16 protein-coding genes are annotated in these 13718 nt (G+C 70.3%); 4 read left to right on the forward strand and 12 right to left on the reverse strand.

Annotation, left to right across the window (positions count from 1 at the left end; genetic code table 11):
• Window positions 1-279: 279 nt before the first annotated feature.
• Window positions 280-813 (reverse strand): PadR family transcriptional regulator, encoded by a 534-nt coding sequence (locus J0695_RS28520; RefSeq protein WP_206966755.1) that lies wholly within the window; start codon window positions 811-813, stop codon window positions 280-282.
• Window positions 814-830: 17 nt separating this feature from the next.
• Window positions 831-2852 carry an NADPH-dependent 2,4-dienoyl-CoA reductase gene (locus tag J0695_RS28525; RefSeq protein WP_206966757.1) on the reverse strand — a complete coding sequence of 674 codons (2022 nt, stop codon included), beginning with the start codon at window positions 2850-2852 and terminating at the stop codon, window positions 831-833.
• Between the two features lie 52 nt (window positions 2853-2904).
• Here J0695_RS28525 and J0695_RS28530 point away from each other — a divergent pair, with 52 nt between their 5' ends.
• From J0695_RS28530 to J0695_RS28540, 3 genes are all read left to right on the forward strand, one after another.
• Window positions 2905-3201, forward strand: a complete 297-nt coding sequence (locus J0695_RS28530; protein WP_206966760.1) for a DUF6191 domain-containing protein — start codon at window positions 2905-2907, stop codon at window positions 3199-3201.
• A 172-nt stretch (window positions 3202-3373) separates the two neighbouring features.
• On the forward strand, window positions 3374-5158 hold the full coding sequence (locus tag J0695_RS28535) for a S9 family peptidase (RefSeq protein WP_242553309.1): 1785 nt from the start codon (window positions 3374-3376) through the stop codon (window positions 5156-5158).
• Between the two features lie 159 nt (window positions 5159-5317).
• Entirely contained in the window at window positions 5318-6091 is a 774-nt protein-coding gene (locus J0695_RS28540; RefSeq protein ID WP_206966762.1) for an SURF1 family protein, read from the forward strand.
• Here J0695_RS28540 and J0695_RS28545 read toward each other — a convergent pair.
• The 10 genes from J0695_RS28545 to J0695_RS28585 all read right to left on the reverse strand — a co-directional run bounded on the left by J0695_RS28545 (window position 6055) and on the right by J0695_RS28585 (window position 13154).
• A complete protein-coding gene (locus J0695_RS28545; protein WP_206966764.1) occupies window positions 6055-7095 on the reverse strand; it encodes a hypothetical protein in 1041 nt (346 codons plus the stop codon). The genes J0695_RS28540 and J0695_RS28545 overlap by 37 nt on opposite strands.
• Window positions 7096-7178: 83 nt before the next feature.
• A complete protein-coding gene (locus J0695_RS28550) occupies window positions 7179-7823 on the reverse strand; it encodes a SigE family RNA polymerase sigma factor (RefSeq protein ID WP_206966766.1) in 645 nt (214 codons plus the stop codon).
• A 271-nt stretch (window positions 7824-8094) separates the two neighbouring features.
• On the reverse strand, window positions 8095-9153 hold the full coding sequence (locus J0695_RS28555; protein ID WP_206966768.1) for an aspartate-semialdehyde dehydrogenase: 1059 nt from the start codon (window positions 9151-9153) through the stop codon (window positions 8095-8097).
• On the reverse strand, window positions 9150-10421 hold the full coding sequence (locus J0695_RS28560) for an aspartate kinase (RefSeq protein ID WP_206966771.1): 1272 nt from the start codon (window positions 10419-10421) through the stop codon (window positions 9150-9152). The genes J0695_RS28555 and J0695_RS28560 overlap by 4 nt, the downstream gene beginning before the upstream one ends.
• Before the next feature lie 187 nt (window positions 10422-10608).
• Complete coding sequence (locus J0695_RS28565) at window positions 10609-10995, reverse strand: hypothetical protein (protein WP_307798795.1); 387 nt, start codon at window positions 10993-10995, stop codon at window positions 10609-10611.
• Window positions 10992-11195 carry a ribbon-helix-helix domain-containing protein gene (locus J0695_RS28570; RefSeq protein WP_206966773.1) on the reverse strand — a complete coding sequence of 68 codons (204 nt, stop codon included), beginning with the start codon at window positions 11193-11195 and terminating at the stop codon, window positions 10992-10994. The genes J0695_RS28565 and J0695_RS28570 overlap by 4 nt, the downstream gene beginning before the upstream one ends.
• A gap of 125 nt (window positions 11196-11320) precedes the next feature.
• Complete coding sequence (locus tag J0695_RS28575; protein WP_206966775.1) at window positions 11321-11977, reverse strand: DUF5063 domain-containing protein; 657 nt, start codon at window positions 11975-11977, stop codon at window positions 11321-11323.
• 38 nt (window positions 11978-12015) lie between these two features.
• On the reverse strand, window positions 12016-12171 hold the full coding sequence (locus J0695_RS45755) for a hypothetical protein (RefSeq protein ID WP_372445836.1): 156 nt from the start codon (window positions 12169-12171) through the stop codon (window positions 12016-12018).
• Window positions 12164-12763: a recombination mediator RecR gene (gene recR, locus J0695_RS28580; RefSeq protein WP_206966778.1), complete on the reverse strand. Its 600-nt coding sequence runs from the start codon at window positions 12761-12763 to the stop codon at window positions 12164-12166. The genes J0695_RS45755 and recR overlap by 8 nt, the downstream gene beginning before the upstream one ends.
• 55 nt (window positions 12764-12818) lie before the next feature.
• Window positions 12819-13154 carry a YbaB/EbfC family nucleoid-associated protein gene (locus J0695_RS28585; protein WP_206966780.1) on the reverse strand — a complete coding sequence of 112 codons (336 nt, stop codon included), beginning with the start codon at window positions 13152-13154 and terminating at the stop codon, window positions 12819-12821.
• A gap of 268 nt (window positions 13155-13422) precedes the next feature.
• Here J0695_RS28585 and J0695_RS28590 point away from each other — a divergent pair.
• On the forward strand, window positions 13423-13718 hold a 296-nt coding region (locus tag J0695_RS28590), incomplete at its 3' end, for an SLATT domain-containing protein (RefSeq protein ID WP_307798796.1).

Raw genomic sequence — 13718 nt, forward strand, 5'->3', positions numbered from 1 at the left:
CGCGGAGCTGCAGCAGGCCTTCGACGACTTCCAGGCGGGCCGCCTGGGCGTCATCCCGACGGAGCGAGTGCCGCACACCTGAGATGGACAAGCGACCGAGGGTCGCGCAGAGGCCGCCCCGGTGACACCTCGTCGCCGGGGCGGCCTCCTGTTTCGGGGGCTCCGCCCCCGGACCCCCGCTCCTCAAGCGCCGGAGGGGCTTGAGTTGCCCAGGTGGGCATCTCAAGCCCGTCCTGCGCTTGAGGACAAGCGGCCGAAGGTCGCTTGCCTGGGGGCCGCCTACTCGGGGGTCGACGATCGCGCCTCCGTCAGCCACCCCGTCCAGAACGTCTCCAGCTCGATCCCCGCCCGCAGCACCAAGTGGCGCAGCCGGTCCGAGTCCTTGAGGGTCTCGGGACGCGGGAAGTCCCGCGCCTCGATCTCCCGGTACTCCGCCAACTGGCGCTCGTGCAGCGCCAGATGCCGCCCGATCTCCGCATCAAGCCCCTTCGCCCCGACCACCGCCGCCGCCCGCAGCCGCAGCAGCAGCGGGTCCCTCAGAGGGCGGGGGTCCTCCGGGCGGGCCACCCAGGCCGAGAGCTCGGCGCGGCCCACGGGGAGGACCTCGTACTCCTTCTTCTTCCCTCGCGTCGGCGCGGCCGCCGGCAGCGTGCGGATCTGCCCGGCCGCCTCCAGCTTTCCCAGCTCGCGGTAGATCTGCTGATGCGTCGCCGACCAGAAGTAGCCGATCGACTTGTCGAAGCGGCGGGTCAGCTCCAGCCCGGACGAGGGCTTTTCGAGCAGGGCGGTGAGGATCGCGTGCGGGAGGGACATGGGCGCAAAGTACCGCGTCAGATGCGCGCGGCGAGGCGCGTGCCCTGGTCGATGGCGCGCTTGGCGTCCAGTTCGGCGGCGACGTCCGCGCCGCCGATGAGGTGGACCGTGGCGCCGGCCGCGAGCAGCTCCTCGTACAGAGCGCGCCTCGGATCCTGCCCGGCGCACAGGACCACCGTGTCCACGGGCACGAGGGTGGAGGTGCCGTCGACCGTGATGTGCAGGCCCTCGTCGTCGATGCGGTCGTACGTCGCGCCCGCGACCGTCGTCACGCCCCGGTGCTTGAGCTCGGTGCGGTGGATCCACCCGGTCGTCTTACCGAGGCCCGCCCCGACCTTGGACGGCTTGCGCTGGAGCAGATGGACGGTGCGCGGCGGCTTCGGACGCTGGGGGGTACGCAGACCGCCCCGGCCCGTGTACTCCGTGTCGACGCCCCACTGACGGAAGTACGTCTCGGGGTCCTGGCTCGCCGCGTCGCCCGCGTCCGTGAGGAACTCGGCGACGTCGAAGCCGATGCCGCCCGCCCCGATGACCGCGACGCGGTCGCCGACGGGTGCGCGGTCGCGCAGCACGTCGAGGTAGCTGAGGACGGAGGGGTGGTCGACGCCGGGGATCTCCGGGGTCCTGGGGGTGACACCGGTGGCGACGACGATCTCGTCGTACGAGGCCCGTGCGAGGTCCGCCGACGCGACCGTGGTGTTCAACCTGACCTCCACACCGCGCAGTTCGAGCTGCGTACGGAAGTAGCGCAGCGTCTCCTCGAACTCCTCCTTGCCGGGGATCCGTTTGGCGACGTTGAGCTGCCCGCCGATCTCGTCGGCCGCGTCGAAGAGGGTGACGGCGTGTCCGCGCTCGGCGGCGGAGACGGCGAAGGCGAGCCCGGCGGGGCCCGCGCCGACGACGGCGAGGCGCTTGGCGCGGCGGGTCGGCGCGAGGATGAGCTCGGTCTCGTGGCAGGCGCGCGGGTTGACCAGGCAGGAGGAGGTCTTCCCGCTGAAGGTGTGGTCGAGGCAGGCCTGGTTGCAGCCGATGCAGGTGTTGATCGTCTCGGGGCGCCCGGCGGCGGCCTTGGCGACGAACTCGGGGTCGGCCAGGAAGGGACGCGCCATGGACACCATGTCCGCGCGGCCGTCGGCGAGCAACTCCTCTGCCACCTCAGGGGTGTTGATGCGGTTGCTCATGATGAGCGGGATGGAGACCGCGCCCATCAGCTTCTTCGTCACCCAGGTGTACGCACCGCGCGGCACGGACGTGGCGATGGTGGGGATGCGCGCCTCGTGCCAGCCGACGCCGGTGTTGATGATCGTGGCTCCGGCCGCCTCGATCTCGCGGGCGAGGGCGGTCACTTCGTCGAGGGTGGAGCCGCCGGGGACCAGGTCGAGCATGGAGAGCCGGTAGATGAGGATGAAGTCGGGGCCGACGCGCTCACGGGTGCGGCGGACGATCTCGACGGGGAAGCGGATGCGGTTCTCGTAACTGCCGCCCCAGCGGTCGGTGCGGTGGTTGGTGCCCGACGCGATGAACTCATTGATCAGGTAGCCCTCGGAGCCCATGATCTCGACGCCGTCGTACCCGGCGGACTGCGCGAGCCCGGCCGCCCGTACGAAGTCCTCGACGGTCTGCTCGACGTCGGCGTCGCTCAGCTCGTTGGGTACGAACGGGCTGATGGGGGCCTGGATCGCGCTCGGTGCGACGAGGTCCTCGTGGTACGCGTACCGCCCGAAGTGCAGGATCTGCATCGCGATGCGGCCGCCCTCGCGGTGGACGGCGTCGGTCACGGCACGGTGCTCGGCGGCCTCCTCCGCGGTGGTCAGCTTGGCGCCGCCGCCCCAGGGGCGGCCCGCCTCGTTGGGGGCGATGCCACCGGTGACGATGAGGCCGGCGCCGCCGCGGGCGCGCTCGGCGTAGAAGGCGGCCATGCGCTCGAAGCCGTTCTCCGCCTCCTCCAGGCCGATGTGCATCGAGCCCATCAGCACGCGGTTGGGGAGCGTGGTGAAGCCGAGGTCGAGGGGGCGCAGGAGGTGCGGGTACTGGCTCATGGACCCAAGTTTATGCAACAAGGTGCACAAAGAATAGTGTGAGACTGGCCGCATGGGCTTCGTCGTCTTCTGCACCCTCCCCGGACTGGTCATCCTGCTCACCGCGGTCGCCTTCGCCGACCAGTTCCTGCGCCTGGCGGGCCGCGGCCGCGGCAACCGCCAGTCGACGGTGTCGGCCACGGGCTTCGAGCAGCTGCACGCCGCGTTCTCGCCGGGCAAGGTCGCGGAACTGAAGCAGCGGCAGAGCGCGCTGCTGATGCGGGACGACGAGGAGGACGGGGCGCCGCCGCGGTGCACGTCCGTGGACCTGGAGGGCGGAACGGTGGTCGTACGGCTGCCCGCGCCCTGATTCGGGGGCTCCGCCCCCGGACCCCCGCTCCTCAATCTCCCCCAAGCTCTTAAGGAGCAGGGGGGACCCCCTTGAGGGGCTTGATCTATCAAGCCCCTCCGGCGATTGAGGAGAAGCGGCCGAAGGTCGCTTGCTGCGGCCCGGGCCGCAACGCGCGGCGCAGAATGGGTCCATGACCGCTGAGATGCCTGACATGCCCGACTGGGAGAAGCGCTTTCGCGCCCCCCGCGTCGACCTCCCCGACTGGGCCGAAGACGCCCCGGACCGCGCGCTGTTCGTGTCCAACGCCACCGGTACCTACGAGCTGTACGCCTGGGACCGCGCGAGCGGCGAGCAGCGGCAGGCCACGGACCGGCCCAACGGGACCACCGACGGGGTCCTGTCCCCCGACGGTGAGTCGATCTGGTGGTTCAGCGACACCGACGGCGACGAGTTCGGCGTCTGGATGCGGCAGCCCTTCCGCGGCGGCGCGGACGAGCCCGCCGTCCCCGGTCTCGACCCCTCCTACCCCGGCGGCCTCGCCCTCGGCCGCGACGGGACCGCCGTCGTCGGGCGGTCCACGGACGACGACGGGTCGACGATTCATGTCGTACGCCCCGGGGGCACGCCCGTCGAGATCTACCGGCACCGCGAGTCCGCCGGTGTGGGCGACCTCTCGTACGACGGTGGCCTCATCGCCGTCGAGCACACCGAGCACGGCGACGCCATGCACTCCGCCCTGCGCATCGTGAAGCTCGACGGCAGCACCGTCGCCGAACTCGACGACACCAAGGGCGGCACCGAGGAACTGGGCCTCGCCGTCCTCGGGTTCGCCCCGGTCGCGGGCGACGCCCGCCTCCTCGTCGGGCACCAGCGGCGCGGGCGCTGGGAGCCGATGGTCTGGGACACGGCCTCCGGCGGGCAGACGGATCTGGCCATCGACCTGCCGGGCGACGTGGGTGCCGAGTGGTATCCGGACGGCTCCGCCCTCCTCGTCTCGCACAGCTTCGAGGCGCGCAGCGAGCTCTGGCGGTACGACCTCGCGTCGGGCGCCCTGGAGAGGGTCGAGACCCCGCCCGGGTCCGTCTCGGGCGCGACCGCACGCCCCGACGGCACCGTCGAGTACCTCTGGTCGTCGGCCGCGCTGCCGCCCGTCGTCCGCTCCACCACCGGCGCCGTCGTCCTCGACCCGCCCGGTATGAAGCCCCCGGCCTCCGTGGCCGTGGAGGACGCCTGGGTCGAGGGACCCGGCGGCCGTATCCACGCACTCGTACAGCGCCCTGCGGGGGAAGGCCCGTACCCGACCATCTTCGAGATCCACGGCGGCCCGACCTGGCACGACAGCGACGCCTTCGCCTCCGGCCCCGCGGCCTGGGTCGACCACGGCTATGCGGTCGTCCGGGTCAACTACCGGGGCTCTACCGGGTACGGCAGGGAGTGGACGGACGCCCTCAAGCACCGCGTCGGCCTGATCGAGCTGGAGGACATCGAGGCCGTACGGGAATGGGCGGTCTCCTCCGGCCTCGCCGACCCCGCCAGGCTGATCCTCTCGGGCGGCTCCTGGGGCGGCTATCTGACCCTGCTCGGGCTCGGCGTCCAGCCGGACGCCTGGGCGGTCGGCCTGGCCGCGGTCCCGGTCGCCGACTACGTCACGGCGTACCACGACGAGATGGAGGCGCTGAAGGCGATGGACCGCACGCTGCTCGGCGGAACGCCGGAGGAGGTCCCCGAGCGGTTCGCGGCCTCGTCCCCGCTGACGTACGTCGACGCGGTGCGGGCTCCGGTCTACATCTCGGCGGGGGTCAACGACCCGCGCTGCCCGATCCGTCAGGTGGAGAACTACGTGGAGCGGCTGGCCGCGCGGGGGGCGGTGCACGAGGTGTACCGGTACGACGCGGGGCACGGGTCGCTGGTGGTGGAGGAGCGGATCAAGCAGGTGCGGCTGGAGCTGGAGTTCGCGCGCCGGCACCTGGGCTAGAACCTGCACGGCCTCCGGCCGTGTGTCCTCATTCGCCGGACGGGCTTGCTTTTCAAGCCCCTCCGGCGATTGAGGAGCGGGGGGTCCGGGGGCGGAGCCCCCAGAAAAGCGACGGGGCCGCCCGACCCGCCCCTGCGCGGCCCCCGTACCGTAGACGTCGTGTACCGGTTCCTGCTGACCCCCCGCTGGTGGGGGATCAACGTCTTCGTCCTCCTCGCCATCCCCTTCTGCATCTTCATGGGGTCCTGGCAGCTGAGCCGATTCGAAGCCCGCGTAGCCACCCACACCGCCGCCGAGAAGGCACCGGACCCGGCAGCGCAGGCCTCCGCCCCGCTCGACTCCCTCCTCCCCGTGGACACGAAGACCTCGGGCCGGCAGGCGACGGCGAGCGGGAAGTACGGGGAGCAGTTCCTGGTCCCCGGCCGGGAACTCGACGGCAGGAGCGGTGCGTACGTACTGACCCTGCTGCACGCCAAGAGCGGCAAGGCGCTCCCCGTCGTCCGCGGCTGGCTGCCCGCCGGGAAGAAGGCCCCGGCCGCCCCCACCGGCGAAGTCACCGTCACCGGTTCGCTGCAGGCCTCCGAGAACACCGAGACCGACGGCGCCCACACCGACGGCGGACTCCCGTCCGGCCAGGTCGGCATGATCAGCGCCGCGTCGCTGGTGAACCTGGTCCCGTATCAGGTGTACGACGCCTGGATCACCCTCCCCACGGCGACCGCGGGTCTCACCGCCGTCCCCGCGACCGCCCCGCCGAACACGGGTCTCGACCTGAAGGCGTTCCAGAATCTCGGCTACACCGGCGAGTGGTTCGTCTTCGCCGGCTTCGTCGTCTTCATGTGGTTCCGGCTGGTGCGGCGAGAGGCCGAGACCGCCAGGGATCTGGAGCTGGGGATCTACGAGCCCGAGGCGTCGAGCACCCCGGTGCGGTAGATCGTCCCCGCGCAGGCGTTGGGGATCGTGGCCTCGGCCGTCGGCGCTCCCGGCTCCGCCGTGTGCACCACCGCGACGCTGCCGTCCGACGCACCGCCGTCGCTGGAGAGCTGGGTGCCCGTGCCCGACGGTGCTTCGTTCCCCGTGGACGTACCCGCGTCCGTGGCGCCCGTGGCGGTCGCCGAGGGCGTCGGATCGGGCGAGGGGTTGGTCGCGGGGCAGGTGTCGGTCGGGACCCAGGCGAACTTCACCTCGTACGCCTGAGCGGGCGCCAGTGCCACGGCGCTCGTCTCCTGCGAGGGGTCGGGCAGGCCGGTCGCCGCGTCGCCCGACGTGTGCTCGACGACCTTGATCTTGGACCGGTCCGCGGCGCCCTGCACATGGAATTCGACCTTGCCGGCGTCGCTGACCGCGCACTGGGTGCCGGAGATGTTGGAGATACGGAACGTTCCGTAGACCTTGCCGCTGGGGTCCGGGCTGCCGGCCTTCTGCGAGGTCACGCCGAGCTGGCTGGGGTCGCAGGCGGGCAGGTCCTGCAGGGAGCTGCTGGGTGTGTCCGTACCGGCGCCGCCCGCTGCCGTGCCGTGCGGGGCCTTGTCGGGGTCCGCGCCCGTGCCCGTCTCGCCGTCGGCGGTGCCCGGGTCGGTGGCGGAGCCCGCCCGGCTGTCCGCGCCGGGCTCGGTGGTCCGGGAGCCGGTCTGCTCGCCCGTGCCGCCCTGGGCCTGCTGCCGGCCGGCCACCGCGGGCTTGTTCTGTGACGAGCTGCCCGAGTTGGCGACATGGATGAAGGCCGGGACGGCCGTGCCGACCAGGAGGGCCGCCGCGCACGCCCCGACGACCGCCTGGCGCTTGCGGGCCCGGCGCGCGGGGATCGCGCGGTGCAGATGGTCGAGGGCGTCCTCGGACGGCTCCAGCTCCTGTACGGCGCTGCGCATCAAACGGCGGAGCGCGAGCTCGTCCGTATCGAGGCCACTGACCACCTTGTCCGGCCCGTCGTTCGACATTCCATTCCCAGCCTGGTTGTTCTTCACGTGCTCGTGCCCGTGCCCATGTCCCCGCCCGTGCCCCTGCCCCGTATCCCGCCTGCTCATGCCGGAGCCTCCATGGCGATCCGCAGTGCGGCGATGCCACGGGAGCCGTACGCCTTCACCGAGCCCAGGGATATCCCCAGCGTCTCGGCGACCTGCGCCTCGGTCATGTCGGCGAAGTACCGCAGCACGAGGACCTCGCGCTGGCGGCGCTGGAGTCCGCGCATGGCCTTCTTCAGCGCGTCGCGCTCCAGCAGGTCGTAGGCGCCCTCCTCGGCCGATGCCATGTCGGGCATCGGTTTGGAGAGCAGCTTCAGCCCGAGGATGCGGCGGCGCAGCGCGGACCGGGAGAGGTTGACCACGGTCTGGCGGAGGTACGCGAGGGTCTTCTCGGGGTCCCTGACGCGCTTGCGCGCCGAGTGGACCCGGATGAACGCCTCCTGCACGACGTCCTCGCACGAGGCGGTGTCGTCCAGCAGGAGTGCGGCGAGACCGAGCAGCGAGCGGTAGTGGGAGCGGTAGGTCTCGGTGAGGTGATCGACGGTGGTGCCCGCAGCCATAGTGTCGTCAGCGCCCTCGCGCTGCGACGGTATGGCAGTGACCCGCATCGGCGCGATCACCGGCATCCCACCCGGTATGCGGGGTCGCCGGAGTGGGCGCACCACCCCCGTGCGCACCGCTGCAATATCGAGAACCTCTGCCACGCCAGTTGGACACGCTTCCCCCCGTCAGGGTTGTACGCGTGTGGCATCAATTCTGCCGCTGCGCCACATGCCCACATACGTACCTGCACTTCCCCAATGCCCCGATTTCCACGGCATCTTGCGCAGGGGCGACCGCAAAGACGCTTCCCGTCCGGCTGTCGGTTGCAGATAAACGGGAAGTGAATCGTGTAACAGGCACGCGGCCCAGATCAAGTGGTTCAGACCAGCGTCTTCCTCACAGGTCTTCCACAGATCGTACAAACAATCGATGTCAGGGTGCTGTCAATTCCGCAGCCACGGCCTCGGCGATCTGCGCCGCGTTGAGCGCGGCCCCCTTGCGGAGGTTGTCGGCGCAGAGGAACAGATCGAGGGCGCACGGGTCGTCCAGCGACCGCCGCACCCGCCCCACCCAGGCCGGATCGGTGCCGACCACGTCGGCGGGCGTGGGGAAGTCACCGGCCGCCGGGTTGTCGAAGAGGACCACGCCGGGCGCGGTCGCCAGGATCTCGTGCGCCCGCGCGACGGTGACCTCGTTCTCGAACGCGGCGTGCACGGACAGCGAGTGACCCGTCACCACAGGCACCCGTACGCATGTCGCCGACACCCGCACATCGGGCAGATCCAGGATCTTTCGCGCCTCGCCCCGGAGCCTCAGCTCGTCGCTCGACCAGCCGTCGTCGCCCGCTTCGCCCGCCCACGGCACCACATTGAGCACGACAGGCCCGGGGAAAGGACCGGTGTCGTCGCCCACGGCACGGCGTACGTCACCCGGGTTCGTCCCCAGCTTCGTACCGGCGACGAGCTCCGTCTGGCGGCGCAGCGTCTCGACGCCGGCCCGCCCCTCGCCGCTCGCGGCCTGGTACGTGGAGACGACCAGTTCCCGCAGCCCGAACTCGGCGTGCAGCGCGCCCACGGCCACGATCATGGCCAGGGTCGTGCACTGCGGGGACGCCACGATGCCGCGCGGCCGGAGCCGTACGGCATGGGGATTCACCTCGGGCACTACGAGCGGAACATCCGCATCCATCCGGAACACGCCGGAACTGTCCACCACCACGACGCCCTTGGCGGCGGCGATCGGCGCCCACTGCGCGGCAACGGCGTCCGGTACGGCGAAGAGCGCGACCTGCGCGCCCTCCAGGGCCTCCTCGCTCAGCGGGAGGACCTCGACGTCCTCGCCGCGTACGGAGAGCTTGTGCCCTGCCGTACGCGGGGAGGCGATCAGCCTGATCTCGCCCCAGACGTCCGCGTGCTGCGACAGCATCTGGAGCAGAACCTCACCGACGGCCCCGGTCGCTCCGACGACCGCGAGCGTCGGCTTCCGGTTCATCGCCCGGTGCCTCCATAGACCACGGCCTCGTCGGAGTCGCTGTCGAGCCCGAACGCCGAGTGCACGGCCCGTACGGCCTCGTTGACGTCATCGGCGCGCGTCACGACCGAGATGCGGATCTCGGATGTCGAGATGAGCTCGATGTTGACGCCCGCGTCGGACAGCGCCTCGAAGAAGGTCGCGGTGACGCCGGGATTGGTCTTCATACCCGCACCGACGAGCGAGATCTTGGCGATCTGGTCGTCGTAACGGAGCGAGTCGAACCCGATGACGGGCCTGGCCTTCTCCAGCGCGTCGATGGCCTTGCGGCCCTCGGCCTTCGGCAGCGTGAAGGAGATGTCGGTCAGCCCGGTCGACGCGGCGGACACGTTCTGCACCACCATGTCGAGGTTGATCTGCGCGTCCGCGATGGCGCGGAAGATCGCGGCGGCCTCGCCCGGCTTGTCGGGCACGCCGACGACCGTGACCTTCGCCTCGGAGACGTCGTGGGCGACTCCGGAAATGATGGCGTGCTCCACCTGCTGATCCCCTCGCGGTTCGTTGCTGACCCAGGTGCCCTGCAGTCCCGAGAAGGACGACCGGACATGGATCGGAATGTTGTAGCGGCGGGCGTACTCCACACAGCGGTGGAGCAGCACCTTGGAGCCGGAGGCGGCGAGCTCCAGCATGTCCTCGAACGAGATCCAGTCGATCTTCTGCGCCTTCTTCACCACGCGCGGATCGGCGGTGAAGACCCCGTCCACGTCGGTATAGATCTCGCAGACCTCGGCGTCGAGCGCGGCGGCGAGCGCCACGGCCGTGGTGTCGGAACCGCCACGACCGAGCGTGGTGATGTCCTTCTTGTCCTGCGACACGCCCTGGAACCCGGCGACGATGGCGATGTTGCCCTCGTCGAGCGCGGTGCGAATCCGCCCGGGTGTCACATCGATGATCCGGGCTTTGTTGTGGACCGAGTCGGTGATGACACCGGCCTGACTGCCCGTGAACGACTGGGCTTCATGCCCCAGGTTTTTGATCGCCATGGCCAGCAAGGCCATCGAGATCCGCTCTCCGGCGGTCAGCAGCATGTCGAATTCACGCCCGGCAGGGATCGGAGATACCTGCTCGGCGAGATCGATCAACTCATCCGTCGTGTCACCCATCGCCGACACCACGACAACGACCTGATGGCCGTTCTTCTTGGCGTCGACAATCCTCTTGGCAACCCGCTTGATGCCCTCGGCATCGGCTACGGAGGAGCCTCCGTACTTCTGCACGACAAGGCCCACGTGCGCTCCTCGCTTGTTTCCACTGCGGTCGGCTCAGTCTAACGAGCGGGCAGGTTCCGCCCTGCCGATATCACATCGTGAGATGTCCCGCTCACGACGTGATCAACAGGTGGTGGTGCGAAACCCGTGCCCGCTCAGGAGCTTCACCTGCCCGCCCGCAGTCGATGCACGCGGAAAGTGGGGCGGGTCACATACCGTCCGCTCCCAGGTGGCCGCGGAGTTCCCGCGCCACGGCGAAGATGTCCGCCTTCCGCTGCTTGGACGCCTCCACCAGATCGCCGAGCACCTGGGGCGAGGGAAGCGCCTTGGCCCCCGCCACCTGCAGATAGGAACGCGTGGCGGCGGCCGCGTAGAACTCGTTCATCGGCGATTCGAGCGGCGGGCACACCGCGAGGGTGTGCAGTAACGCGGCGGCCCGCCAGGCGACATCCGGCTCGGGCTGCCCTTCGACGAGCACCAGGTCGTTCTGATGGCGGGCGACAGCGGCGACGACACCCGACGGATCCCATACGGCCGGATCGGAGGGGAGGTGATGCGCCAGCGCGGTCCACGCCCACTCCATGGTGATCTTCACTTGCCGAATCGCTCCTGAAAGTAGTCCCAGTGCTCGGCGAACTCATCGACGCCGGCCAGGAACTGCTCGCGGTCTTCGTCGAGTTCCCGCTGCGCCGCTTCGGTGATGAGGGCGGTGACGGTCGTGCCCTGCGCGGACGCGCGGGCCTTGAGACGCTCGTGGAATGCCTCGTCCAGGCGGATGGTGACACTCTTCGACATGTGTCCACCGTACAGCGGTGCTGCTGTACGCGGCGCGTCTTCGCCGGCGGCCAGCTGATGGCTCGCGCACCGCGGCTAGCGGTGCGCGAGCAGCGTGCTGGTGCTGGTGCTGGTGGTGTCGTACGTCAGACGGTCCGCAGACCCAGCGGGCCCGCGATCTCCGCGGCCATGACCTGACCCGCCTGCTCCGCGAGGGCCTCCTCGCTCAGGTCCTCGTCCGTGTCCAGGCCGTCCAGCTCCGCGAGCGGCTGGTCCAGGCGGACGTGCGCCACCAGGGACTGCAGGGCGCGGAGGGCCGCCGAGGCCGTGGAGCCCCAGTTGGAGAAGTAGGAGAACTGCCACCACCACATGGCCTCGGTGGTGCGGCCCGCCGAGTAGTGGGCCAGACCGTGCCGGAGGTCGGTGACGAGGTCGGCCAGGTCGTCGGAGATACGGCAGGCGACCGGGGCCTTGCGCGGCTCGTACGGGTCGAAGACCTCGGAGTAGACGTCGATCGGTTCGAGGAGGACCGCGAACCGCTCGCGGAGCTCGTCCACATCGGGCTCGGGGCCGAGGTCCGGCTCGTAACGGTCGGCCGGGAGGATGTCCTCGTGCGCGCCCAGGCGGCCGCCGGCCAGGCAGAGTTGGGAGACTTCGAGCAGCAGGTACGGGACCGCGCTGTCCGGGTCGTCGCCCTTCGAGACAGCGGTGACGGCCAGGATGAAGGACTCGATCTGGTCGGCGATCTGCACCGCGAAGTCGTCCGGGTCTTCCTTGACGGCGTTGAGCGTTGCGTCAGACATGGTGAGATCGACCTCCGTCGTCGTACGTCCTGGTCTCATCAGACATCCAACAGCCGCCTGCCCTCGAAGGCACGGCCCAGTGTCACCTCGTCCGCGACAGCTTCTCCACGCGCCCCTCGCACTGCTGCGCAGGCTTCGGAGCGCTGTGCCGGACTCCGTCCGGCCCTGACCCGGCGGTCCGCGCTATCACACATCGAGCAGCCGCCTCCCTTCGAAGGCTCGGCCCAGGGTGACCTCGTCCGCGTACTCCAGGTCGCCGCCGACCGGGAGCCCGCTGGCCAGCCGGGTCACTCGCAGACCCATCGGCTTGATCATGCGTGCGAGGTACGTCGCCGTGGCCTCGCCCTCCAGGTTCGGGTCGGTGGCCAGGATCAGCTCGGTGACCACGCCGTCCGCGAGGCGGGTGAGCAGCTCGCGGATGCGCAGGTCGTCGGGGCCGACGCCCTCGATCGGGCTGATCGCGCCGCCGAGCACGTGGTAGCGGCCGCGGAACTCGCGGGTCCGCTCGACCGCGACGACGTCCTTGGGCTCCTCGACCACGCAGATGACCGTGAGGTCGCGCCTGGTGTCGCGGCAGATGTTGCACTGCTCCTGCTGGGCCACGTTTCCGCAGATCGAACAGAAACGGACCTTGTCCTTCACTTCGAGCAGCGCGTGCGCGAGGCGGCGGACGTCGGTGGGCTCGGCCTGGAGGATGTGAAAGGCGATCCGCTGCGCGCTCTTGGGACCGACGCCGGGCAGCCTGCCCAACTCGTCGATGAGGTCCTGGACCACGCCTTCGTACAACGGAGCGCCTTTCGTGGAGTGTGCTGGTACGTACGGTAGTTGGTGCCGCTTCCCCTTAGAAGGGGAGGCCCGGCATCGAGCCCAGACCCTGGGCGAGCGGACCGAGCTTCTGTTGCTGGAGCTGCTGGGCGTTCTCGTTGGCCGCCTGGACGGCCGCGACGATCAGATCGGCGAGCGTCTCCGTGTCCTCGGGGTCGACCGCCTTGGGGTCGATCGCGAGTGCGCGCAGCTCGCCGGAGCCGGTCACCGTCGCCTTGACGAGTCCGCCTCCCGCCTGGCCTTCGACCTCGGTCTGTGCAAGCTCCGCCTGGGCCGCGGCGAGGTCCTGCTGCATCTTCTGGGCCTGCTGGAGGAGCTGCTGCATGTTGGGCTGGCCACCACCGGGAATCACGGGTGACTCCGATCATTTTCGACGATGTTTTCGGGGGTCCTACGGTGAAACCGAGCCTACGTGGTCGGCGAGGGGCTCGCCCTCCACCGTAAGGACCAACTCTTTCGGGTGAGGGCGGGCGGGGAACGGCCTGCTCTTATACCTGACCACAGGGCACTTGCGGGTGGACATACCCGCATATTGGCGCCGTGGCCCACCATTCGGCGGTAGGAAGGGCATGCGCATCAGTACCCACGCGCGCACCGTACGTCACGGAGGGAGCGGCCGGGTGAGTCAGCCGGAGATGCAGCAGCCCGATCACCATGAGGAGGCGGCAGGGGCCCCGGACCATGCGTCCCACACCGAGTGCGCGGAGTGCGCTGATCGCACGTATCGCGCGGATCACGAGGATCACGCGTCCCACCCGGATCTGACCGGGCGGGCGTTCCCGCTGGGCGACTGGGGGGAGCCCGCCGAGCGGCTCGACGAGCTGTACCGCTGGGTCGAGGAGGGGGCGCTGCGGACCTCCGAGTGGTACCTCGCCGACCGCACGTGGAAGCGGCGCGGGGCGAGGTACCACTCGGA

Source organism: Streptomyces beijiangensis, assembly GCF_017315755.1.
Classification (GTDB): Bacteria; Actinomycetota; Actinomycetes; order Streptomycetales; family Streptomycetaceae; genus Streptomyces; species Streptomyces beijiangensis.